Source organism: Brevibacillus sp. HD3.3A, from assembly GCF_013284375.2.
GTDB lineage: Bacteria > Bacillota > Bacilli > Brevibacillales > Brevibacillaceae > Brevibacillus > Brevibacillus parabrevis.
Map to the genome: position 1 here is coordinate 1,091,491 of NZ_CP085874.1, position 23,849 is coordinate 1,115,339.

General features: G+C 49.8%; 25 protein-coding genes and 1 riboswitch. Of the genes, 15 read left to right on the forward strand and 10 right to left on the reverse strand.

The genetic code is table 11. The features are described from left to right. Positions 1-181: 181 nt before the first annotated feature. From HP435_RS05595 to HP435_RS05605, 3 genes are all read right to left on the reverse strand, one after another. Positions 182-1,801 carry a sensor domain-containing diguanylate cyclase gene (locus HP435_RS05595; protein ID WP_173600153.1) on the reverse strand — a complete coding sequence of 540 codons (1,620 nt, stop codon included), beginning with the start codon at positions 1,799-1,801 and terminating at the stop codon, positions 182-184. A 234-nt stretch (positions 1,802-2,035) separates the two neighbouring features. Beyond that, positions 2,036-3,499 (reverse strand): methyl-accepting chemotaxis protein, encoded by a 1,464-nt coding sequence (locus HP435_RS05600; protein ID WP_122962689.1) that lies wholly within the window; start codon positions 3,497-3,499, stop codon positions 2,036-2,038. Between the two features lies 1 nt (position 3,500). Next, positions 3,501-3,965, reverse strand: coding sequence for a GNAT family N-acetyltransferase (locus tag HP435_RS05605; protein WP_229049833.1), 465 nt, complete (start codon positions 3,963-3,965; stop codon positions 3,501-3,503). Between the two features lie 324 nt (positions 3,966-4,289). After that, a riboswitch (cyclic di-GMP riboswitch) is annotated at positions 4,290-4,373 on the reverse strand. 194 nt (positions 4,374-4,567) lie between these two features. On the opposite strand from HP435_RS05605, the gene HP435_RS05610 reads away from it, so the two are divergent. The 8 genes from HP435_RS05610 (at position 4,568) to HP435_RS05645 (ending at position 10,028) form a co-directional block, all read left to right on the forward strand. After that, entirely contained in the window at positions 4,568-4,750 is a 183-nt protein-coding gene (locus HP435_RS05610; RefSeq protein ID WP_122962691.1) for a hypothetical protein, read from the forward strand. Between the two features lie 105 nt (positions 4,751-4,855). Further along, complete coding sequence (locus tag HP435_RS05615) at positions 4,856-5,674, forward strand: TrmB family transcriptional regulator (RefSeq protein ID WP_122962692.1); 819 nt, start codon at positions 4,856-4,858, stop codon at positions 5,672-5,674. Positions 5,675-5,755: 81 nt separating this feature from the next. Then, the gene (locus HP435_RS05620) at positions 5,756-6,430 is read left to right on the forward strand and encodes an AzlC family ABC transporter permease (RefSeq protein WP_173600158.1); all 675 of its coding nucleotides are present in this window, start codon (positions 5,756-5,758) and stop codon (positions 6,428-6,430) included. Further along, entirely contained in the window at positions 6,421-6,756 is a 336-nt protein-coding gene (locus HP435_RS05625) for an AzlD domain-containing protein (protein WP_122962693.1), read from the forward strand. The genes HP435_RS05620 and HP435_RS05625 overlap by 10 nt, the downstream gene beginning before the upstream one ends. A gap of 54 nt (positions 6,757-6,810) precedes the next feature. Further along, the gene (locus HP435_RS05630; RefSeq protein WP_122962694.1) at positions 6,811-7,518 is read left to right on the forward strand and encodes a DNA alkylation repair protein; all 708 of its coding nucleotides are present in this window, start codon (positions 6,811-6,813) and stop codon (positions 7,516-7,518) included. 213 nt (positions 7,519-7,731) lie between these two features. Continuing rightward, positions 7,732-8,508 carry an amino acid ABC transporter substrate-binding protein gene (locus tag HP435_RS05635; RefSeq protein WP_122962695.1) on the forward strand — a complete coding sequence of 259 codons (777 nt, stop codon included), beginning with the start codon at positions 7,732-7,734 and terminating at the stop codon, positions 8,506-8,508. A 99-nt stretch (positions 8,509-8,607) separates the two neighbouring features. After that, positions 8,608-9,267, forward strand: a complete 660-nt coding sequence (locus HP435_RS05640; RefSeq protein ID WP_122962696.1) for an amino acid ABC transporter permease — start codon at positions 8,608-8,610, stop codon at positions 9,265-9,267. A 14-nt stretch (positions 9,268-9,281) separates the two neighbouring features. After that, positions 9,282-10,028 carry an amino acid ABC transporter ATP-binding protein gene (locus HP435_RS05645; protein WP_122962697.1) on the forward strand — a complete coding sequence of 249 codons (747 nt, stop codon included), beginning with the start codon at positions 9,282-9,284 and terminating at the stop codon, positions 10,026-10,028. Between the two features lie 86 nt (positions 10,029-10,114). Here HP435_RS05645 and HP435_RS05650 read toward each other — a convergent pair whose 3' ends face one another. The 3 genes from HP435_RS05650 to HP435_RS05660 form a co-directional block, all read right to left on the reverse strand. Then, positions 10,115-11,032, reverse strand: coding sequence for an IS3 family transposase (locus HP435_RS05650; protein WP_173600267.1), 918 nt, complete (start codon positions 11,030-11,032; stop codon positions 10,115-10,117). After that, positions 10,969-11,292, reverse strand: coding sequence for a helix-turn-helix domain-containing protein (locus HP435_RS05655; RefSeq protein WP_173600266.1), 324 nt, complete (start codon positions 11,290-11,292; stop codon positions 10,969-10,971). Before HP435_RS05655 ends, HP435_RS05650 begins: the two co-directional genes overlap by 64 nt. Before the next feature lie 109 nt (positions 11,293-11,401). Further along, positions 11,402-11,668 (reverse strand): KTSC domain-containing protein, encoded by a 267-nt coding sequence (locus HP435_RS05660; protein ID WP_063229664.1) that lies wholly within the window; start codon positions 11,666-11,668, stop codon positions 11,402-11,404. 500 nt (positions 11,669-12,168) lie between these two features. Between HP435_RS05660 and HP435_RS05665 the strand changes: the two genes are divergently transcribed. The 3 genes from HP435_RS05665 to HP435_RS05675 all read left to right on the forward strand — a co-directional run bounded on the left by HP435_RS05665 (position 12,169) and on the right by HP435_RS05675 (position 15,736). Next, positions 12,169-12,495 carry a PadR family transcriptional regulator gene (locus HP435_RS05665; RefSeq protein WP_122962701.1) on the forward strand — a complete coding sequence of 109 codons (327 nt, stop codon included), beginning with the start codon at positions 12,169-12,171 and terminating at the stop codon, positions 12,493-12,495. 4 nt (positions 12,496-12,499) lie between these two features. Continuing rightward, positions 12,500-13,255 (forward strand): VanZ family protein, encoded by a 756-nt coding sequence (locus HP435_RS05670; protein ID WP_173600017.1) that lies wholly within the window; start codon positions 12,500-12,502, stop codon positions 13,253-13,255. Between the two features lie 123 nt (positions 13,256-13,378). Continuing rightward, positions 13,379-15,736 (forward strand): glycoside hydrolase, encoded by a 2,358-nt coding sequence (locus HP435_RS05675; RefSeq protein ID WP_173600018.1) that lies wholly within the window; start codon positions 13,379-13,381, stop codon positions 15,734-15,736. Between the two features lie 87 nt (positions 15,737-15,823). Here the strand turns inward: HP435_RS05675 and HP435_RS05680 are convergent, their stop codons facing one another. Next, positions 15,824-16,750 carry a LysR family transcriptional regulator gene (locus HP435_RS05680; protein ID WP_122962704.1) on the reverse strand — a complete coding sequence of 309 codons (927 nt, stop codon included), beginning with the start codon at positions 16,748-16,750 and terminating at the stop codon, positions 15,824-15,826. Positions 16,751-16,977: 227 nt separating this feature from the next. Between HP435_RS05680 and HP435_RS05685 the strand changes: the two genes are divergently transcribed. The 4 genes from HP435_RS05685 (at position 16,978) to HP435_RS05700 (ending at position 21,558) form a co-directional block, all read left to right on the forward strand. Continuing rightward, complete coding sequence (locus tag HP435_RS05685) at positions 16,978-17,721, forward strand: SDR family NAD(P)-dependent oxidoreductase (protein ID WP_122962705.1); 744 nt, start codon at positions 16,978-16,980, stop codon at positions 17,719-17,721. Positions 17,722-17,880: 159 nt separating this feature from the next. Further along, positions 17,881-18,174: a spore germination protein gene (locus tag HP435_RS05690; protein WP_122962706.1), complete on the forward strand. Its 294-nt coding sequence runs from the start codon at positions 17,881-17,883 to the stop codon at positions 18,172-18,174. Positions 18,175-18,493: 319 nt separating this feature from the next. Beyond that, positions 18,494-20,608 (forward strand): EAL domain-containing protein, encoded by a 2,115-nt coding sequence (locus tag HP435_RS05695; RefSeq protein WP_370641103.1) that lies wholly within the window; start codon positions 18,494-18,496, stop codon positions 20,606-20,608. A 269-nt stretch (positions 20,609-20,877) separates the two neighbouring features. Further along, on the forward strand, positions 20,878-21,558 hold the full coding sequence (locus HP435_RS05700; protein ID WP_173600020.1) for a hypothetical protein: 681 nt from the start codon (positions 20,878-20,880) through the stop codon (positions 21,556-21,558). Positions 21,559-21,723: 165 nt separating this feature from the next. On the opposite strand, the gene nadD is transcribed toward HP435_RS05700, so the two are convergent. From nadD to HP435_RS05715, 3 genes are read right to left on the reverse strand one after another with little or no spacing between them, the layout of a single operon-like run. Next, the gene (gene nadD, locus HP435_RS05705; RefSeq protein ID WP_063229672.1) at positions 21,724-22,362 is read right to left on the reverse strand and encodes a nicotinate-nucleotide adenylyltransferase; all 639 of its coding nucleotides are present in this window, start codon (positions 22,360-22,362) and stop codon (positions 21,724-21,726) included. 46 nt (positions 22,363-22,408) lie between these two features. After that, positions 22,409-22,954, reverse strand: a complete 546-nt coding sequence (locus tag HP435_RS05710; RefSeq protein ID WP_173598120.1) for a cysteine hydrolase family protein — start codon at positions 22,952-22,954, stop codon at positions 22,409-22,411. Between the two features lie 36 nt (positions 22,955-22,990). Beyond that, entirely contained in the window at positions 22,991-23,773 is a 783-nt protein-coding gene (locus tag HP435_RS05715; protein WP_173598135.1) for an NUDIX hydrolase, read from the reverse strand. Positions 23,774-23,849: the final 76 nt, after the last annotated feature.

Sequence of the window (23,849 nt, forward strand, 5' to 3'; positions counted from 1 at the left end):
AGAAGACAAGATCAGAAAGCCCTTGCAAAGTAATTTAGTTTAGTTAACTTAACTATAGTAACTATATATCCCGATGCTTATATTGTCAACGGGCGCATAAAAAAATCGCCTGAACGTCGAGGCGTCCAAGGCGATCTCTGCTATTCGCGAGTGACAGACAGGGGTTCACTCGCGCAAGTTTTTACGAATCAAGCCTGTTTTTTGGTTGCGCGGTTTGGGCTACTACCACCCGATTTCTGCCGGACTGCTTGGCCTGATACAACGCTTGGTCAGCAAGCTCAATCAAAGCGGGAACGGAGCGAAGTTGACGTGTGCGGCTGACGATTCCGATGGAGACAGTGATCGTCTGACCAGTTGGTGTGACACTGTTTTCCATGCTGCATCTGATTTTCTCGGCGATGGAAAAGGCTTCTTCGCTGGAGGCACCGCCTAGCAAGACAATAAATTCTTCTCCGCCAAACCGCCCGCAAACATCGCTGTTGCGGACGGAGGTTGTCATGATCTGGGCAAACAGCTTCAACACTTCGTCTCCCACAGGATGGCCGAAGGTGTCGTTTACATGTTTGAAGCGGTCAATATCCAACAGCAGAATGGAAAAGCTTTTGTTTTCTCGCAACCATTGTTGCAGCAAATTTTCGACGGAACGGCGGTTGGCAAGTCCCGTAAGCGCGTCGGTCGTTGCTTCGTGCGTGAGACGGTCTGTTTTCCGCTTGATTTTTTTGGCGGCATTGCGAAAAGCTTTGGTCAACAAATCAGCTTCCCGGTTCCAGTGATGCCGGTTTTGGGGAAGCTCTACTTTTTCCGAGCCCATCTTGCTCATCAGGTCGGCAAGCTGGACAAAAGGTCTGGCAAGCGTGTGGGCCAGCTTGATGACGATCAGGAGCAAAAGCAGGGAGGGGGGCAGCAAATATGCCAGCATCAGTCTCACCTGACTATGCAACTCGTTGTAGACAAATTCGATGGGGGAGGTGACTATGACGCCCCAGCTGTTTTCGGCAACAGGTGCATACCCGGCCAGCAACTGCCCACCCTGTATGCTCGCCATTTGTTCATGACCGCTTAGCCCAGCCATCAGCTTCCTTACGACGGGGTTGGATTTGAGATCTTTTCCGATCAACTGTTCATCCGGATGGAACAGCAACTGCCCGTTGGAGCCGACGATGGAAAAAGAAGATCCGGTCGTATCCGTTGCCGCGCTGCCGAAAATCATGTTCATGATGTTGTGCTCCTGGAGGTAGATGGTTCCGCCGATGAAGCCGCGATATTTGCCCTCTTTGTCGTAGATCGGCTCGCTCATGAACAAAATATGGCGGTTGCTTCTCGCAGATATGTAGGGCAAGGAAATGTAGGGCTTTTTCAGTTCCAAGGCATAGTTGCCTTCCTTGGTGATAATGTGTTGGCCGACTGTGCCGATGGACGCCGGAGAAACGGTGCGGATAATCCCGTTTTCATCCACGACAGTTAGCGAATTGAAATAGTTGCTGCTTTTGCGAAGGATATCCAGATGTTCGTCGGCTTCTTTTTGCGTCTGCGAGGGGTGGTCGATTACGACTGAGGCGGAATAACGCAAGCTGCTTCGCATGGAGATGAACAAGGAATTGATCATTTGACTCATTTTGCTTGCGCTTGAATAGTTCAAAGTAAGCGTGGTATCAATCAGTGACTTCTTCTTGGACTGATAAGATGCGACGAGCAAAATTGTCACCGTCAACACGATGGACAAGGAAACCAGACCCGTCAGAAGGGCAGTCAGACCAATCTTTTTCCCCGGGCTCAGCTTGAAACGATGTATAACAGGCATATGGCTATGGCCTCTCTTTGCGTTGGATCGATCCATGATGGAAGGAAAGCAAACGGAAAAAATTCATGTGTATTATAAGCGATACCAGGAGGACATGCTATGCAGAAAAAATAATTTGATGGAAAAAAGTTGAGGTTCGTTCACAGTTGTAACAATTAGGTAACATTATTGCCATAAATGCAAAAAACTGCCCTCAAAAGAGGACAGTTTCAGTGGAATTTTTGCCAATGGTTTTTACGTGTTCAAGCCGCGAATTTGTTGCTCGATCTTTTCGAAGCCGCCAGATACTTTGACGATCTCTTCTTTTTGGTCAGAGACGAGCACGAGAACTTCTTCGAGGCTTTCCTTGTTCTTGTCGGTAATGTCTGCGTTGACTTCGACTTTTGCATTGACTTCCTGGATCATGCTGTGCACGTGGACGATGAACTCTTGCAGATTTTTGGTTTTTTCCGCGAAGTTGTGCATGTAGTTGTCCACGTTTGTAAACATTTCTTGGACCTCCATAATGCCTTCGCTGTTCTTTTCAAAAGACACCTGGGACTCGGAGATCATGTCGGAAACGAGCTTCATTTTTTCGCGAATCGTCATCAATAAGGTCGAGATCGATTCGGAGGATACTTTGGAAGACTCGGCCAGCTTGCGCACTTCATCCGCTACGACGGCAAAGCCACGGCCATGCTCACCGGCTCTGGACGCCTCGATGGTGGCATTGAGTGCGAGCAGGTTGGTCTGTGCCGAAATATCGGAGATCGTTTGGATGATTTTTTCAATCGATTCCGTTTCTTTGTTCAGCTCTTGAATCAGTCGGTTCGTATCCTGGATGTCCTTGATGAAGCGTTCAAAGTCGCTGCCGATGTTATTGATGCGCTTGCCGCTTTCATTGGTCGCTTCTTTCGTCGATTCTACGTAATCGTGCATCTCTGTGACAGAACGAGTCATGTCTTCTACCTGGAGATTGGTCGTGCCCATCTCGCGGCGCAGCTCGTTTGTGTTGTCGGTTTGCACAGAGAAGGAGCGCATGATTTCCTGAAGGGAAGCGACGGTTTCAACTGCCCGGACATTCACGCCATCCGTCACCTTGTTCAGATTCTCCTGGTATTCCTGCACAGAGCTGAGCGATTCGTTGATCTGATCCAAAATGCGTTGCAGCGATTCTTTGGAAGCGATCGCCTGCTGCTTCTGTTCTTCGCTTTCCTGTTGCAGTCTGTTGTTGAATATCGCGTGCATCATGCTTGTTGCCGATACGAAGCAGAAGGTAAGCAGGTAGTACATCAAATGAACCGGATTGGAGGTATAAAAAATCGCTTCGCCATTTGTCAGGAAGTAGTACGTGACGATCCCGAGCGCTGCCACGATCGTCAAAATGTTGATCAGCCTGTCCTGATAAATCCCCATGACGGCTACGAAGAACATGATGGTCATAATATTGACCAGCCAAGGATCAAGCCCGGTAATTATGAACATGAAGATGCCGATTACCGCGAAGTTGAAAAACTTCATGAATGGAGCCATTTTGTCGCGCCACGCCGGACGATTGGACAAATACGCGAACGGCGCCAGCACTCCGTACAAAATACCGAGCACAGTCAAGACGAAGGAAATCGGCACTCCCATGATGAGATTCACGATTTGCACCACGGTAATGATGCTTGCAAAAACAATGACGACCCAATTATTTCTTCTTTGTAAAAGTTCCATGTCAGCTAACCTCAACTTTTATTTGTTTGCAAAGCGTTTGATACCAGGAAAACGCGGGATGGTCCTTGCTCGTATAGGCTTCCTGCAGGTGAAAAATGGTCGGGATGGCGTTCGCCCCTTTGTAATAGACCATATCCTTCACTTGTGTCGCTTTGACGTTGTATTTTGTATTAATCAACTGAAAAAAAGCCGGGTCTGCTAAACCGACTGCATGCGTATAACCGTGTTTTTCAGCATAATCGATCATGAGGGCAACGCCCCAACGTCCCAGTTTTCCACGGTATTTCGGCAAGACAGCGAAACTGTCTACTTCCACCACTTTCATATCGGCGCTCAACACGTCCTGAAACAAATCGCGGAGAAAAGCAGAAGATTTTTCATGTGGCGTAAATTCAAAAGTACCGCCTGCTTCGTCATCTTCTGACAATAGCAAATAAGCATCGGAACCATTTTTGACGTATTCCATTTCAAAGCCCATGGAGGTCCAAACGCTCTCCTTGATTTGGTGAAAACTCGCCAAAGACTCTACTGAATCAACCAGTTTGTACATAATACTCCACTCCATTTTTATCTCTCTTTTGTTTTTTCATGTACAAGTTTACTGTTGATAGATGGACTGGCGCCTCCTTTCTATGAGATTGCACACAAAACGGCCATGACCGTTTTGTTGACCGCAAGCGGCCACATCCAATTTCCTGAAAAACGTCGAGACGTTTTTCACACAAAAAAGGCCATTCCACACACGGGAACAGCCTTCAGTCACCATCATCGCACAATTACGCACATGATGTATGGCAACCCGGCTGTCATGGTCGAAGACTTTAGACCCGTGGTTTTGCGTCGCCACCTTTCGATGACTTTGCCTTTGTCATTCAGTTTGCGAAAAATGTATAGTCATGTCGAATCATGCAAAATATAATCCAAAAGAAACAGTCTTGTCAAGTTTTGGTAGGGTAAAAATAACCAATTCTTTATAAAAATAGTCAGAATTAAGGTAACGGTAAGAGTAGCGTAACAAAATTTTACCATCCATCCGATAAAGATAGAGAGAAGAGGAGGGATGAGAGGATGGCAGAGACGAAAACAATCGAATTTCACTTTTCAGGGGGAGAAGTGATCCGCATTGAGACGACAGAACCGGAAGAGATCATCCAGATGGTCGCCAACCAGAAAGATGGATGGCTCCAGTACGACGACATCGTCATCAATGTGCGAAACGTTTCTTATATTAAAGTGAAAGAAATCGCTTAACAGCATGTGTGAAAAAAGCTCTCGAATGCCGAGGGCTTTTTTTGTTGCATGTTTGGCGGGAGAGGCATTATAGTGAGTATAAGACTAACGACTAAAGAGGACGATATGGACGACATTTACAAAGAGTTGCAAAAGCTCGGTTTTTCCCAATACGAGTGCAAGGCTTACATTGGCTTGTTGAAGCATTCTCCGATTACCGGATACGAAATCAGCAAGCGCTCCGGCGTACCGCGCTCGATGATTTACGAGGTCATAGGCAAGCTGCTGGAAAAAGGGGCGGTCTATACGGTGCCTTCAGAGCCTGTGACTTACGCGCCGCTTGCGGCCAGAGAGTTGATTCGCAGATTGCGTGGACAGTTCGAGCAGTCCTTCGACTATTTGGAAAAAAGCTTGTCCGCTTTGGAGTCTGAGCAAGAAGTCGATGTGATTCGCCGGATCAGCGGCGACGAACTGGTGCTGACGGAGATGCGGCAAATGATCAAGCAGGCGACAGGAGAAGTATGGCTGTCGATCTGGGAGCCGCAGGTGCCGGCTATCCAGGAAAGTGTAGATGCGTGCACAGAGGCAGGCATTTCTGTTTTTACCGTGCTGTTTGGGCAAGCACAGACGCGGGTGGGAACGACGTATCACCATGACTACATGGCGCCAGATGTCGCAGAAGAGCGCATGGGCGGGCATCTCACGATCGTGGCGCGAGATTTGGAGGAAGTCCTGATCGCCAATTTTGCGCCAAATACGGCTGCCTGGGCCGTCAAAACGAAGGACCCGGCTCTCGTTTTGGTGGCTGTCGAGTACATTCGCCACGACATTATGTTTGCAGAAGTGACAAAGGTGCTGGGACCGGAAAAAGTCGAGACGCTTTGGCGAAACAAACCGGATCTTTACCAGGTGGTTACGGGAAAAAGCTTTCTTAACCAGCAGTGAAAAAGAGAGAGAGGGAGAACAGTGGGGCGAGAGCAACTGCACGTAGAAACGTTGTCGAACGCAAGAGATCAGGGAAGCTTCATGCAGGGGGTCAAAGATTGCATTCCGACCTTGCTCGGTTATTTGAGCATCGGATTTGCGGCAGGTGTCCTGGAAAAGACGGCTGGGCTGAGCATCATGGAAATTGCTTTGATGAGCATTTTGCTGTACGCAGGCTCTGCACAGTTCATCGCGGCAGGCATGATCGCGGCGGGCAGCTCGGCTACAGGAATTATCATTACGATTTTGTTTGTGAATTTGCGCCATATTTTGCTGAGTGCGGCTCTCTCTCCTTATTTTCGCCATCTGTCAGCGTTCAAGAACATGCTGGTAGGCTCGCTGTTGACGGACGAAACTTTCGGGGTTGCCATTAACGAAGCGGCGAAGAAAAAACAGATCGACGAAAAATGGATGCACGGTTTGAATGTGACGGCTTATTTGAACTGGATCGTCGCCAACCTGGCAGGCGCCTATTTTGGGCAATGGATTGCCAATCCGGAAGGGCTGGGGCTTGATTTCGCCTTGCCAGCCATGTTCATCGGGCTTTTGGTTCTGGCGATGATGAGCCGCTTGCAGATCAGGCGGGACGTTCTCGTGGCTGTGTGCGCCGTCGTGATCGCAGTCGGGGTATCAGTCGTGTATCCGGGCAACCTTGGCGTCATCGTTGCCACGCTTTGCGCATCGACAATCGGGATGGTGATCGAACGATGGAAGTGAGATGGGACGTCTTTCTCATTATTGCTGGCTGTGCTTTGGTCACGTTTTTGCCGCGGGTACTGCCGTTGATGGTGCTGTCTCGCATGCAGCTTCCCGAATGGGGTGTCCGCTGGCTGCATTATGTGCCGATTTCCGTCATGGCCGCGCTGGTCGGACAGGAGCTGTTTTTGCACGAAGGCAAGCTGGCTCCGCTGTTGACCAATGTCGAGCTGATGGCAGCAATCCCGACTTTTCTCGTGGCGATCTGGACGCGCAGCTTGCTGGGAACGGTGGTCGTGGGGATGGCTTCGATCATGGTCCTGCGCTACCTTTTTTCTATTCTATAAGGGCAAAAGCAATGCAGAAGTGGTTATGCTAGAGAAAAAGGGAGGGCGAAAGACATGACTGTGGAAGAAGTCTTGCAAAAGCTTGAAGCGCTGGGGAGCGAGCAGACAAAAAAGACTTTTTTGCGCCATGGCGCCAGAGAGCCGTTCTTCGGCGTACGCATTGGCGATATGAAAAAGCTGGTGAAAGAGGTCAAGCGCGATCAAAAGCTGGTGCAGGCTCTGTACGAGACGGGCAATCATGATGCGATGTATTTGGCAGGGCTGGCCATCAATCCAAAAACGGTGACGAAGGAGCAACTGCAAGGCTGGGTCAGACAGGCGTACTGGTATATGCTCGCGGAGTATACGGTAGCGGGAGTGGCGGCAGAAAGCCCTTTCGCACTGGAATTGGCCCGCGAGTGGATAGAAGCGGAAGAAGAAATGATCGCCGCATGCGGCTGGAGCACGTACGCGAACTACTTGTCAATCGCTCCTGACGAGCAGTTGGACTTGCCGGAGATCAGGGCATTGCTTGCGCGAGTCCAACAGACCGTGCACGAGGAGCGAAACCGGGTGCGGTACACGATGAATCATTTTGTCATCGCGGCAGGCGCCTATGTTCCTGCTCTGCATGCCGAAGCGGTGGAAGTTGCCGAGGCTATCGGGAAAGTACACGTCGACGTCGGCAATACGGCGTGCAAGGTGCCGCTTGCGACTGCGTATATCGAAAAAATCGTAGCGCGCGGAGCCATCGGCAAGAAGCGCAAGACGTGCATCTGCTAATTCGCATCCCGTGATTGAGCGGGAGAATCCGCATACAAACAAGCGCACGCTGGGAGAAATCCCGGCGTTATTTATTTGGAATCTTTTTCATATTCGCTTTTCTTTGCTAAAGTATCGACTCTTTTCTGATGATGTGCTATCATGATACCTTGTTAACGTATTACCACTTTATCAGAGTAAAATATAGAGATAGTCGGACTAGGGGGAATCATCATGAAAAAATTTGCTTTGCTATCCTTGCTGGTAGGAGCCGTATTTTCATTGGTAGTCGGCTGCGGCAGTCAAAAAACAGGCGCTGACGCGAACAAGCTGATCATCGGGATTGACGACAAGTTCGCGCCAATGGGTTTTCGCGATGAAAAAAATGAGCTGGTCGGTTTCGATATCGATTACGCCCGGGCTGCTGGCGAAAAAATGGGCAAGCAGGTGGAGTTTCAGCCAATCGACTGGGGTTCCAAAGAATCCGAATTGAACAGCGGCCGCATCGATTTGATCTGGAACGGATATACCATTACGGATGAGCGAAAAGAAAAAGTGCTGTTCACCAAGCCGTATTTGCAGAACGCACAAGTCGTCGTAACGCTGGCGAACTCGGACATGAAAAAGCTGGCGGATCTGAACGGCAAAGTGGTAGGGCTGCAAAAGATGTCGTCGGCAGCTGACGCGCTGAATGCAAGCGAATGGAAAGATCAAATCAAAACGATCACCGAGTTTCCTGACAACGTGCTGGCTCTCAGTGACTTGAAAATCGGCCGCATCGATGCCGTCGTGATTGACCAGGTGGTAGCGGACTATTACATGACCAAGGATCAAGGAACCTTCAAGTTCCTGGAGGAATCGCTGTCTCCCGAAGAGTACGGCGTCGGAGTCAAAAAAGGCAACGAAGCACTGCTGAACGAGCTGCAAAAGGCGCTTGACGCCATGAATCAGGATGGATCTGCCGCGAAAATCTCGGAAAAATGGTTTGGTGAGAATCGCGTCTTGAAATAGGAAAGAAACGTGGCTTCGCCAGGCAGATGGGCGAAGCCACGCTTTTGTCGCGATGAACAAGAGCAAACGCCTACCTTTTTCAAAATAGGAGCATGCACTATGAGTCTAGAATATATCGTTTCGATTACAAAGCCGATGCTGGAAGGGGCGCAAATGACGATCCTGCTGTTTTTGATCGCGATTGTGCTGTCTATTCCGCTCGGTTTTCTCCTGACGTTGTTGGCCAAAAGCAACGTCAGACCGCTGGCTTGGCTGGCACACACGTACATTTACGTCATGCGCGGGACGCCTTTGCTGTTGCAGTTGTTGTTCATCTGCTTTGGGCTGCCGCTTTTGCCCGGGATTGGCGAATATTTGGTAATGGATCGCTTTGTCGCTGCCTGCTTGGGTTTTGTCCTGAATTACGCGGCTTACTTTGCGGAAATTTTCCGCGGTGGGCTGTTGTCCATCGATCGCGGACAGTATGAAGCGGCGCAAGTTCTCGGCTTCAGCAAATGGCAGACGACAGTCAAGATCATTTTGCCGCAAATGTTTCGCGTGGCGCTTCCGGCTGTCTCCAACGAGTCGATTACGCTGGTAAAAGATACGGCTCTGCTCTACGCTGTCGCTGTACCTGAGCTGCTGCATTTTGCCCAAACCGCCGTAAACAGGGATTTTACGATCGTTCCCTTTTTCATCGCAGGCATCATCTATTTGTTGATGACGCTCCTGTTGACGCTGTTTTTTAAATGGCTGGAGAGAAGATTCAAATTCGAATAAAGGACTGGCGTGAAATGGCAATCATTCAAGTAACCAATCTGAAAAAATCGTTTGGCGAGCTGGCCGTCTTGAAGGATGTCTCGTTTGAGATCAACAAGAATGATGTTGTCGCCGTGATCGGCCCGTCCGGTTCTGGAAAAAGCACGATGCTGCGCAGTCTGGTCTATCTGGAGCAAGTGAACGGCGGGAGCATCCGTGTGACGGACGACTTTTTGGTGCAGGACGGCGTCTATAGCCCCCAGCAGCAAATCAAGCGCATCACGGCGAAAATGGGGATGGTCTTCCAGCATTTCAATCTGTTTCCGCATCTGACTGTGCAAGAAAACTTGGAGATCGCCCCGAAGGTGGTCAAGCGAGAGGCAGACAGCGCCATTCGCGCACGCAGCGCGGAGCTGCTGGAGAAGGTTGGACTGGCGGACAAGGCGAAGGTGTACCCCGCCAAGCTGTCAGGCGGACAAAAGCAGCGTGTCGCCATCGCCAGGGCGCTGATGATGAATCCGGATATTTTGCTGTTCGACGAACCGACGTCAGCGCTCGATCCCGAGCTGACTGGCGAGGTACTTCAAGTCATCAAGCAGCTCGCTTCCGAGCATATGACGATGATGGTCGTCACGCACGAGATGGGGTTTGCCAGAGAAGTGGCGAATCGGATCATGTTTATGGACAACGGGGAAGTCGTAGAGTCGGGAACGCCGGAAGAGCTGTTCACGAATGCGCAATACGAGCGCACACGCGCCTTTTTGCAGCGTGCGCTAAAATAATAGCCTATGAAGATGATGACGCATAAAGCCCTCTGGAATGTTGGTCTTATCCCCGTCAAGTGGACAGTTCAAAACAAGCCCTTGCTTTACGCAGCCTCAGCTCGGTATTGAACTGGGCTGAGACTGCGTAAACGAGCTTGAATCCGTTCGTGATTGTAAAAATGAATGTAACGTTCGATTGCTTTATTCACCTCTTCTTCGGTTCCGAAGGAATCCAAATATATACATTCTGTTTTGAGGTGGCTGAAAAAGCTTTCGATACAAGCGTTGTCCAGGCAGTTTCCTTTTCTCGACATACTTGGAGTTATGTTATACGCTTGTAATAGATTCTGATATGCTCTGGACGTGTACTGGCTTCCCTGATCGCTATGTAGCAGGACGCCATTCACGTCTCTTTTTTGTGTCGCTGCCTTCACAGTATCTAAGACGAGGGATAAATCATTCTGTTTGCTGACTTTATAGGCAATTACCTCATTATTGAAAAGGTCGTAAATGACAGACAGATACAGCCGTCTCCCGTTAAAAATGATATAGGTAATATCTGTAGCCCATTTTTCAGTAGGTCGTGACGCAGCAAACTCACGGTTCAACTTGTTTTCTGTTATCACGATTGGCTCTTTGCGTCCATAATACTTTCGTTTCCTGCGAATACGTGATTGGATCCCCAACTCTTTCATCAGTCGGTACACACGCTTATGATTAATTCGAATGCCATGGACCCGGTATAGCCACATCTTAATTCGAGGATATCCGTATATTCCATTGACCCCTTGATGACAATGCAAAATCAGCTTTTTTAACTCTTGGTCTTCCGCGTATTTTCTCGTCGGGTTCTTCTGTAAGTGCAGCCACTTATAATAACCACTTTTTGATACTTGAGCAATTTTGCATAGTAACAGAACTGGATAACGATCCGCCATCTCAGCAATAATCCGAAAAATTACTGTTTTTCCCTGATCCTTCTTCTTTCCCCCTTTCTGGCTTCTAAGAGCTTTTTTAAGAATTCTACCTCCGCTTCAAGACGCCTAATTCTTTCATCTGAAGCCATGGGGTTTTTACGAGGCCTTCCCATGCTCATCCCTCCGGCTTTGCCTCTTTGGTCTACCAATCCTTGTACACCGTGATCTCTGTATTTTCTAACCCATCTACGGAACATCCGTAAATCCAAACCGTAGGTTTCTTGAATTTGTTTATACGTAGCTCCTTGTTCAAACCATTCCACTACTTGTGTCTTAAATTCAAGCGAGTATGTCATTTTCCCCATAAAGAATATCCCCTCCAAATAAACAGTAATGGTCTTTCTTTTTACTGTCTACTTAAAGGGGATAATATCATGTATCCGGAGGGCTTTTTACAGTCCAGTTATCGCGCTTCTACATAACCTGGTAGTGCAAATAACGATGACTGATGAAGGCATGAAAATGATCAGTGAACGAATCAGCATTCAGGAAGGCATTATAGGCATACGGGGAGACCTTGCAGTAGACAAATTCGCGGCCATCGTGAAACTGGATGTAGAGGTGATTGGCTTCCAGATCGTAGCGGGCTGCTTTGATCAAGTCAGAATCCAGTTGCTTGTACTTGGGCTCTTCTTCGGTCTTTGTTTGTCGGGAAAACATTTGGCGAAAAAATGATTTCACTGCGGTGCAAACTCCTTTTGCTTTTGCTTCTCTTGCTTCACATGCTTCTCATGTTGGATCTATGGCTTCTATTCCTTAGAGGCTTTTATTTTACTCAAAAACTTGTATTCGGCATATAGAAATAGCACACCGATAATAAAATGAGCCAAGAGAACCGTGTTAAGAGCGATGTTTGGAAGGGTAGCAAGCATGTTAATTCCTCCAGTTTGAGAGAATGAAGTCACAAAATGAACGTTGATCTGCAAGCAGTGCTCAGGACATCTTCCCTCCGCCCTGTTCTTTGGACCTATCATCTGGTTGTAGAGCAAGGAGGAATTTTCTGAATAAATCTGTCGACCTATGAAAAGTGTTGTCGAAAATAGTCTATATTACCTATTTTATTTTTGTCAATAATTACATAGAATCAAAAATATTTTGTTTGGATTTTCCTTTTTTAAGTATCTTGTATTGCGATGTATATTATGCTACTCTCTATTCATGCTCGCGAAGGAGTTGTTACTGTGAACAAGGAGTTGTTAAAAGGGAGCATCGATCTGTTGCTGCTCTCGCTGATTGCCCAGAAGGATCAGTATGGCTACGAGTTGGCCAAAAAAATCCGGGAGAAAAGTGACGAGATGTACGAGATTGGCGAAGGGACGCTTTATCCGGCCTTGAAGCGGCTGGAGACGCAAAAAGCGGTGGAGTCGTACTGGGGAGAATCCAAGGAAGGCGGGCGCCGCAAGTATTACCGGATCACCCGGGAAGGGCAGAAGCTGCTTGCTGCCAAAATGAAAGATTGGCAGAGTCTGACGAGACTGGTTGCACTCTGCAACGAGGGAAGTGAGTAAAAACGTGAAACTGGGAGAATACGTCGACCAGGTCGTTCGGGATTTGCCGTGCTCGCGCAAAGAAAAGCAAGATATGAAAGACGAGCTGTTGGACCATCTGACGAGCATGCAGCAGGAGCTGATCGAAGAGGCGGGACATACGGAGCGGGACGCTGCTTCCTTGACGATCCAGCGCTTCGGGCCTGTGGACATCCTGAAAAGGCAGCTTGCGATGTCTATGCCGCTCATCGACAAGTACGTGAGGAAGTGGGTTCTTGGCTTGTTTGGACTGTATGTGGCGGTGAGCTGCTATTTGCTGCTGCTCTCCCCGGACAGATGGCACCGCAGGGCGTTTACACTGGACTGGAAAGCGCGGATGCTGCAATACGGTGCGGCTGAATATACGCATATTTTTCAGAACACGCTGCCAATGCGGACGCTTTTTGATTATGTGCTCCACTTTGAACATTACAGCGTGTATACGATCGCTTACAATCTGCTGGGGAACATCGCGCTGTTTGTGCCGCTCGGATTGCTGTTGCCGCTGTTGTTTTTATCGTTCCAAAGCATTCATCGCGTGTTTTTTACCGCTTTGTTTGCCAGCTTGGGCGTCGAGTTTTTGCAGTTTTTGCTTGCTTTGGGCAGCTTTGATGTGGACGATCTGCTGCTGAATGTGCTTGGCGGGCTGTGCGGCTACGGATTGTTTCGCGCAGGCGCGGCTTTTGTGTACAAACAACGGGGCAAAGCTGGGACGGACAAGCCGTTTTCCACATTTTCCTGATGAAAAAGCAGGTGCGTCAGCGCAGGAAATAGCAGGAGGAAAGGTCGTTCTTTTTCTCCACGCTTCCTGCGGCCATAAACATCGTAATACGATGTATGTAGTCATTCGATAATGGAGGGAACCATGAAAAGACATATTCCGCGACTAATCGTTCTCGCCTTGCTGCTGCAAATGGCAAGCGGGTGTGAGAGTACCGCGCAAGTTCAGCAAACATCCGAGCAGACAGGCGCTGCAACAGCGGGGCAAGCCGGAGGACAAAAACAGCTTGCCAAGCAGCCGGAGCAAGCGCTGCCGTTTTCTTTTGAGGTGAAGCCGGAGACGTTTGAGCTTTTTGTCGAAAGCGGCGGTAGCCGGGAGCGGGCGTCAGAGCCTTTGCCAGCGCGCCGGGTCGAGAATTTGCACAAGAGTGAACAGGAAGTGAGCTGGAACTACCCGGACGACAAGCTGCAAGTCAAGATCGCGAAAGAGGCAGACCATCTGCAAATTTCCTTGACTTCGACGGGAGCGGAGAGCTTTTCCTGGCCGCAAGTAAAGGCTCAGAGCTATATGCTGCCGCTCGGGGAAGGCAAATGGATTCCGGCGGCAGACAAAGCCTGGCAGTCGTTTTTGCGGGAGGAGAGCCTGTCGTTTAGCGAGTCGTTTTCCATGCGCTTTTTCGCCTTGAACCAGGAAAAGTTCGCCATCTTTTACATGGTGGACAACATGTTCAACAACACGCTCGATTTTGCCGCCGACCCGGCTATCTCGATGCAGTTCACGCATGAGTTTCCTTCGATAAATCCTGACAAGTCGTACAGCTTCCGCCTGTACGTGACCGACAATGACCCGGTGCAGATTGCCGGACTGTACAAGCAAATCATCCAAAATCAGGGCGAGTTCACGACTCTCGCACAAAAGGCGGCCGCCAATCCGAACGTGGAAAAGCTGTACGGAGCACCGCATTTCTACATATGGAACAAAACGTTTTTGGCGGAGGACGACGTCAAGTGGGCGATGCTCGCTAAAAAGCTGGGCAAAGACTTCACGAACTGGCTCGTCAAGCTTCTGGTCGCCAACAAGGAGGACGGGCAGGAGAGCATTGCGCAACTGAAAGAGATCATGAAGCAAGATTACGTCGCTGCCTATCAAAGGAAGGCGATTTTGAACGGCTTCAACTACGCGCTGCGCTCCCGCGACTTTTACAATCCGCAGCTGTTTGCAGGTATCGCGGACAGCAAGGCAAAAGCGCTGATCGCAAAAGGCGTGGAGCAACTCGATGAAGTCGAGTTGTACGAACTGAACAAGCGATTGCTGAAAAGCGTCTTGCAGGATGCCGTTCCCGCTGTGGAGCAATGGGGGGATACCGATTCCCTCAAGCTGTTGCAAAAAATGCAACAGGCAGGCATTGCGCGCGCCTGGATCGGTCTGCCAGACTGGACGGCTGCCTACATGAAGCCTGCGTTCATCGGGCAAGCGAACGATGCCGGCTATTTGATCGCGACCTACGATTCCTACCATTCGATTCATAAAGAAGAGAATCCGGATTGGAACACAGCGATTTTCGCGGACAAAAGCTTGTATGAGAAGGCGACGATTGCGAAGAAAAACGGGGAGAAAAAAGGCGGGTTTTTGCAGCGGGGCAGATTGTTGAATCCGACTTTGTCGTTGCCCAGCGTGAAGCAGAGAATGAGTGAGATCATGGGGACTGGCGTGCGGTTTAACTCGTGGTTTATCGACGTGGACGCCGCCGGGGAGTTCCACGACGATTATTCCAAGGAGCATACGACTACACAGCAGCAGGATATGCAGGCGAAGCTTGCGCGGATGAACTACATCCGCGACGAATGGGACATGGTGATCGGATCGGAGACGGGCAATGACTTTGCCAGCGGCAGCATCGCTTACGCCCACGGGATTGAGACTCCGGTCATTCGCTGGTCAGACCCGGATATGCGCCAAAACAAGACCAGTCCGTACTATGTAGGCGGCTACTGGTCGCCAGCGGGCGAAATTCCCGAGCGCTATGCCAAACAGGTTCCGCTCAAGGACGAATACCGGCATGTCTACCTTGATCCTGCGTACTCGCTGCCTTTGTTCAAACTCGTGTACAACGAGTCGGTCATTACCAGCCATCATTGGGAATGGGGCAGCTTGAAAATCAAAGGCGAGGTCGGCACACGCATGCTTGGCGAGCTTTTGTACAACGTGCCGCCGCTCTACCATCTGGACAACCGCGTCTGGGAGTCCAACAAAGAGACGATCATGCGGCATTTGCAAGTCTGGACGCCGTTCCATCAAAAAGCCGTGCAACGCCCGATGACTGATTTTGCCGTATTGACCAAGGACAGGTTGGTGCAAAAGGCCGTCTACGGACAAGACTTGCAAGTCATCGTCAACTATTCCAGCAAGGATTTTACGTATGAGAACAAGCTGGTCAAGGCGAAATCTGCGCTGATCATCGATGGTTCCATTACCCGGACTTTTCAGGCGGGAGTGGAATAGGAAGACGAGATGAAAGCAGGCGAAAAGGCTGTCCGTCCGTGTACGGCGGCCTTTTTGGCGCTGGACGGCACAGGTTGTCGTCTGTCTTCAGGACAGCGGCCCGAATTTTTTCTTTTTCAAATCCGCCAGAAGACGGTCCGTGAAGCCTTTTGCCAGGCGGGAAAAATGCCATTCCGAGGATCGGACCCAGCTTAGGTGAACGGGTTGCTGCTCGGGAATGTCGAGATCGAGAGTGCGCATGTCCAGCGTTTGCAAATGCGGGTCGTGCATGAAGGAATAGTCCAGTCCGATCGTGACGGCGAGATTTTCCCGCACGGCATTGCGGATGGCATCCGTGTTGTTTGTCGTGAACAAAATATCGACAGGGCCGTATTTGGCGGCAAAGTCTGCGACAAACCATTTGACGTAGTCGTCGTTGTAGAGCACGAAAGCATGCCGCCGCAGCTCTTCGGGGCTGACAGACTCCTGGAAGGCGAGCGGCGAGCTTTTGCTGATGCCCACGACCATTTTGCCTTCCAGCACAGGCTCGAAGCTCAGCCTTTGCCCGGCGCTTTTTTTCAGCAAACCTTCGTACATAATAATCAGGCCGATATCGAGCTTGTCCTGCCCGATGTCCTCCAAAATTTCCTGCGAACCTTTTTCGGCGATCTCGATGCGGATTTGCGGGTAGTCCTTTTTAAAGCTGGACACGGCGTTCACCAACAAGTCCATCGGGCCGGGAATGGTCGCCAATCTCAGTTCGCCGCTGAGCGTATTGGCACTGCTTTGCGCTTCCTCCTGAATTTCCTCGATCTTGCTCAGCACCTCGAAAGCTTTTTTGATAATGACTCGACCTTCGGATGTAGGAACAGCTCCGAGACGGGAACGAGTGAACAGGGCGATGCCCAGCTCCGCTTCCAGACTGGAGAGGGATTGGCTGATGGCGGACAGCGTGACGTGCTTGTTTTGCGCGGCTTTGGTCAAAGAGCCTGCCTTGGCGATTTCCACGATGTATTCAAGCTGTTCCAGGTGCATGGGATTCCTCCATCCTTTAGCTATACTTAATCTGCACTAAGTATGTTTGCATATGATTGAATATAAAGCAGGTCTATAATAGAAGCAAGGCAAGCCAATATGGTGCTTTTCCTCGCTTCTGACGAGTCTGCCCACGTAACCGGGGCGGGATTCGTCAGCGATGGCGGAGGAACAGCGCGTTCATCTCCTGTGCGTTAGCATCCATTTGAAAACGGAGGGAAACAATCATGAAACTGGCAAATAAAGTGGCAATCGTGACAGGCGGAGCAAGCGGGATCGGGGAAACGACGGTGCGTCTTTTCGCGCAGGAAGGGGCAAAGGTCGTCATTGCCGACTTTTCCCCGCGTGGCGACGAGCTGGCGAAAGAGTTGAATGAAGCTGGCTTCGAAGCGTTGTTTGTGAAGACAGATGTGACGAAAGAAGCGGAAGTGAAGCACATGGTGGACGCTACCGTGGAGCGGTTCGGCCAGGTAGACATTTTGTTCGCCAACGCCGGGATCGCCAAGGACGCTCCTGCGCATCTGCTCAGCACCGACGATTGGCAAAGAACGATCGACATCAATCTGACGGGTGTGTTTCTGTGCGATAAATACGTCATCGAGCAAATGCTGGCGCAAGGAACGGGCGGAGCGATTGTCAACTGCGGCTCGATCCACAGCCATGCCGGAAAAGCGGGAGTTACCGCCTACTCTTCGGCAAAAGGCGGCGTGAAGCTGCTCAGCCAGACGTTGGGCATTACGTATGCGAAACAAGGCATCCGCGTGAATGCCGTGTGCCCAGGCTATATCGATACGCCGCTCATTGCCGGACGCAATGAAGCAATGAACGAGCATCTCGTTTCCTTGCATCCGATGGGACGGCTCGGCAAGCCGGAGGAAGTTGCGAAGGCAGTCTTGTTCCTCGCCAGTGACGATGCATCTTTTGTGACAGGGACAAGCCTTTTGGTAGACGGCGGATACACCGCGCAATAAAAGCAGAGCGAATAAAAGGGGAAAATTCGAGTCTTCCGTGTGGCAGTTGTCATGCGGGAGACTTTTTTTGTGGAACTTATCAACCATCGTCCAATCAGGCGAGTTTTGCCGAACATACTGTATAAGTAGTCCAAAAGCACAAGGGCAGGAGGGAGAGGAGTGCCGACATATGTGGGAAATGTACAGATTACCAACAATTCGGGTACTGTCAATTTTGGCGATACGGCGAACAACTCTCCTAAAAGCGTCAGCAAATCCTTTTCCGGTTCAGGCGGCGGAAACAGCGGGAATGTTGTGAATGTCATCAACAAGCAGAGCGAGACGAATACATGGGGCGTGGGGGAGAGTCGGGGGAGTTTGCGGCTCAAGAGACGGAATAGACGGGCGAGACAGGCGGGACGGGTTAGACCGACAAGACGGGCCAGGCGGGCGAAACGGCGGAAACGGAGCTAACGTTTTTGCAGGTTGCCTGCGGCTTTAAACCGGACAAGCTGCAAAACGTCAGTCTGGTGACGGAAGTTTGCAAAACTGTCGCTTCTGACGCATGCGTGGATGTTGATCTTTAAGCAATACATGGTAAAATGAAGCAAACTTGTCGCCAACATATTCAGATCCTTTGAAAGAGGGTCATTTTTTTTGAGAATCTAGGAATTTGTCAGTGCGAAAGTTACTCCTTTTGTTTTTGCTTTGACGGCAAACAAAATTTGGTAAAATTATCGGCGTCGTGCACGGTGCATGAGCGCAAGCAGGTGATAGGATGAGAAGCAAATTGATGGAAGCCTTGACCCCACAAGAATGGGAAGAATTGCTACAGGAAAAGGACGGGGAATTGAAAGTGGTCTTGCGAGAGCTTGCTGACGTAAAGTATGCACTAGATCAGTCGACGATCCTGGCGATCACAGACCATCGCGGGATTATTCTCCGGGCAAACGAGCAATTTTGCCGGATATCCAAATACAGTCGCAGTGAGCTGATCGGGCAAGATCATCGCCTGCTCAACTCCGGGCACCATCCCAAGTCATTTTTCAAGCAAATGTGGAAGTGCATTGGCTCGGGGCAAGTGTGGCGGGGAGAAATATGCAATCGGGCGAAAGACGGCAGTCTGTATTGGGTTGATACTACCATTGTGCCTTTTGTGGATACAAAGGGGAAAATCTATCAATACGTTTCCATTCGCAACGACATCACGGCGCGCAAACATATGGAAGAGGAAGTCAGAAAAAGCGAGGAATTGTACCGACTCATCGCTGAAAATACATCCGACATCATCAGTATCGTCAATGCCGAAGGAGATTTTTTGTACTTGTCTCCGGCTCACAAGGCCGTTTTTGACCACGATGTTCCGGACGAGCGTTTTCACAATCTGTTCGAGTGGATTGTCGAGGATGACCGGGATATTATGGCTTTTGCGATTCAACATACGTATTCCACGCGAAAAGAGTACACGGTGGAATGCCGCATTCAGACGAGCAGAAAAGAAACGATCTGGACCGAAAGCAAGATCAATCCGATTGTGGACGAGCTGGGCAATGTGAGCAAGCTGCTGTTTGTCACTCGCGATATTACAGACCGCAAACAGTCGGAGGAACTGATTCATCATCTGGCCTATCACGATGCCTTGACCGATCTCCCGAACAGGCGCATGTACACCCAGCACCTGAGCAGGGAAATCATGCAAGCCAAACGTTTTCAGTCCAATCTGGCCGTCTTGTTCCTCGATCTGGACCGCTTCAAGGACGTCAACGATTCGTTTGGTCACGATGTAGGGGATTTGTTGCTGGTGGAAGCAGCCAATCGCCTGAAGGCGTGTCTGCGGCCCACCGATGTGGTCGCGAGGCTGGGCGGAGATGAATTTACCGTATTGCTCAGCCAATTGGCGGATCGCGAAGAAGCCGCCGCGCTGGCCAATCAGATCATGGAAGCTTTGCAACGACCGTTTATCCTTCAAGACCACTCGTTCAACATGTCGTGCAGCATCGGCATTGCGCTGTACCCGCAGGATGGAGATAACGCCGACGATTTGCTCAAACGGGCGGACACCGCACTGTACACCGTCAAATCGCGCGGGAAAAACGGATACGACTTTTTCGATCCGACGATGGAAGCCAAGTCGCTGGAGCGCATCCTGATGGAAAACGAGCTGCGCAAAGCGATCGAGCAAGAGCAGTTCCAAATTTACTACCAACCGAAAATAGACATCGCGACAGATACGCTGACGGGGATGGAAGCGCTCGTGCGCTGGGTTCATCCGGAGCTTGGGGTCATACCGCCGAATCGGTTTATCCCGATTGCCGAAGAGACGGGGATGATTATTGCTCTCGGAGAATGGATTTTGCGGCAAGCATGTCGCCAAAACAAAATTTGGCACGATCAAGGCTACTTGCTGAAAGTGTCGGTGAATTTGTCGGCGAGGCAAATTTATCAAAAAGACCTTGTCGAGATGATCAAGCAGATTTTAGCGGAGACAGAGCTGGCTGCGGAGTGGCTGGAGCTGGAAATTACAGAAAGCATCTTTGTGAAGATGGAGGAAGCTACAGCTGTTTTGCAGCAAATTCGCGATATCGGCATCCACATTTCCATCGATGACTTCGGGACAGGCTACAGCTCGTTTAGCTATATTAAAAGCTTGCCAGTGGACACGATCAAAATCGATGCTTCGTTCATCCGCGATATTCACCATAACCAGGAAAGCCAAGCGATCGTAAAAGCCATCGTGACCATAGCGCAAAGCTTGAACATGAACGTAATTGCCGAAGGCATCGAACTGAACGACCAGGCGGCCGCCCTGCAGCAAAACGGCTGTGATCACGGCCAAGGCTACTTGTTCAGCCGACCGTTGGCAACCGATGATTTCGAGCGTTATTTGCGCAAAGATCAAGTGTCGTGATGGTAGTTTGAAGAATACGAGATGAAGCAAAATCAAGGGAAGTCCGACGATTTAACGAATCGGGCTTCTCTTTTTTCTTTTTTGCCAAACGGCTGTTCAACCCGCTTCGGGAGTGCTTTATGCAAGAGAGTAATGGTGATAAGTAAAGTAAGAATGTTCATATTGAGTCTCGAAAATGGTAATATTTTACTTGTAAAAGAGGAAGAGTGATTCTCGGGTTAGGTAAGTTTTTTCTAAAGACTTTTACTTTAAGAAATAGGAGAGATTGAATGAACAGAGTAAATATCGCTTCCAAAAGCTTGCTTGTTATTGCTTGCCTTGTTTTGGGTGTAACAGGTTGTGCTTCTAATAACACAATTGCCGATAATCAAAGCGTGGAAAAAAAGGAGTTTACTGCTAGTGCCAGTGTCAACACGACTACACAAGAAAGCACGAAAGATATATTGACACAAGCAAACGCTGAGTTGCTTGTTTCTCTCCTGGAAGACTACGCTCCTTCTGAGTTGGATGACAGTGTATTAGCCTCAAAAGAACCAGTTTATATTTGGGACTGGTTTAGGAAACTGCAAGTCTGGACAGACGATTTGACTCGTCTAGCAAATGGAAAGCCGAAAGCAGAGGGCGCTGTAAAAGATGTTATTACTTCAAGACTAAATAAATATTTTACACCAGAAGCATCTGAAAAAATATTTGACTCCTTCTTTAGAGCGGCTACTGATGGTTCGTATGAGACCTTTGAAAGAGAGCGATTTGAAAAAGGCCTGGAAGCGATTGACGAAAATTTAAAAGTGGACATTCAGAAAAACGATCAGAGCGTAATCGTCAAGTTTACTGGAATCGAGTATGACTATTTTCAGGCAGATGTTAAACAAAAGTATGACGTGAATGTACAATTCAAATTAGTGCAAAATGGAAACAAGTATTTGATTGATGATATTAAACATGACTAGGCTTTTAGAGGGCTGACAGGTGCTTTTGTTGTAATGGCTGTGACAGTATTCGCAGACGACAAAAAACGGAAATAGCTGACGCCAGGTGGATACTGACGTCAGCTTGTCGTTTGGCGTTTTCATTGTCCACAAAATGAAAGATTTACCTTTCTTGCTCGCCCTGTCTTACACCCGCTGCTCACGGTAAATCCCTTGCTCGTAAATGTACGCGAGGCACGCATCTGGCAGCAGGAAGCTCGGGTCGCCGCCTTTGCGGATTTCATCGCGGATGTAAGTCGAGCTGATGCCCATGTTGATGCCTTTGCTCATGATCAGAAAATGCTCGTCGTGGTTGCGCAGAAGCGCGTCTTCGGCAATCAGGTCGGCGGTCGGATACCCTTCCCGCGACATGACGATGAACTGAAACTGCGAGACCAGCTTTTCGGCATTGCCCCAGTTCGACAGTCCTACCAGCAGGTCCGAGCCCATGATGAAAAACAGCTCGTCGTTCGGATATTTCTTTTGCAGATGGACCATCGTGTCGTACGTGTATGTTTCGCCAGGCAGGGCATCCATCTCCACCGTGGAAATTTCAAACAGCGGCTGCCCGAATTGGTTCGTCTTATGCTCGCAGGTGGCCAGCGCCAACTTCAACATGTGCAGGCGATGGACATCCTCCGTCTGCATTTTTTTGTCATGGCGTTTGGAGGAGCAAGGGACAAAAATGACTTTGTCCAGGCGTCTTCTGTGCGCGACAGTAGCTGCCGTAAACAGATGGCTGTAAGTAATCGGATCAAAGCTGCTTCCGTATATGCCGATTCGCATGATCGTAACCTCCCGCATGCATCTGGGTGTCCATGCCTGCCAGATGTTATTTTTTCACAACGGCTATGCCCAGTTGATGTTGAAAATGTCCCAAAGCCCACTCGTGTCCTACCGGATTGAAGCTGGCGACGGCGTCCTCGTGAATGACGACGCGAAAACCGTGGTAGAAACCTTCGATTGCCGTGTGCAAGACACAAATGTCAGTGCAGACGCCAACCAGATGAATTTCGCTAATGCCCCGCGCCCGCAGCTGCAAGGCCAGATCAGTGCCCTGGAAGGCGCTGTAGCGCGTTTTGTCCATCCAGTAGATGGTGTCCTCAAATTCCTCGTAGATGCCTTGGATGCTCCCGTACAAGTTCCTGCCGGACGTGCCGATGATGTTGTGCGGCGGATACAGCCCGGTTTCCGGATGGTACGGGTCCTGCTCCTTGTGAGCGTCCACCGCCATCACGACAAAATCACCTTCTGCGAGAAAATCGCGGATCAATTCGCCGATGCGTCCTTCAATAGCTTGCCCTGGTTCTTTGCAGGTCAGGGCACCGTCTGGCGCGACAAAGTCGTTGGTATAGTCGATCACAATCAAGGATTTCATGGCAAAAACCTCCTGAAGTGAATGTGGGTAAGCCTGTCAGTAAATCATGGCAGTCGGGATGAAGTCGGAAAAGCGGTACAGCTTGGCGGGAGAGTTGGAATACTCGGTCGAGTAAACAGGCTGGCCCGAATCATCTACTGCTGCTTCCAGAATGCCTTGCCTTCTCGTAGTGGCGAGCAGGCGGCGTTCAAAATTGCCCCGATCGTTCACTTTGAAGCTGGGCACGACTGTTTCGATGACCTGCAACAGCTCGCTCAGCGTAAACCGCTCAGGCAGGAACGCTTTGGCGATGTTCGTTTGCAGCATTTCTTCCCGCACGCGCTGCAAAGCGTCCGTCAAAATCTCGCGGTGATCGAATGCCAGGTTGAGAGCGAAAGCTTCTTCGATGGGAAATAATTGCGCATCGGAAGCGTCGTCGGCAGCCTGCGCATGTTTGAGCAAATCTTCGTGAACGAGGGAAACGTACGCGACGCTCGGAATCCAGCCGCGCGGGTCGCGACCTGGCTTGTAGTATGTTTTCAGCTGCTCAATGTGGACGTCGCGGTCGATGTTCGTCTCTTCTTTCAACTCGCGGTAGGCGCATTCATCCAGCGTCTCGCTTTCCTTGGAAAAGCCGCCGGGCAAAGCCCACTGCTCCCCGTAGGTGTCGCTTTTGCGCTTGATCAAAAGAACAGCCAGCTGCTTGTGCGGCAACGATTTGGTTTTGGTTGCACGCGGAACGGACAGGATGGTAAAGAGACAAATATCGGTCGGAAGCCCGTCTGGCGAGCGATGCTTCTTGGTGCGAAAAAAGAGGCGTTTGGCTGACAGGCGATGCATGCTCACGATCGCATCCTTTCTGTAATGTGCTGGTTGATCCTGTTATGTTTATATTATAATGTATTTTTAACAATGT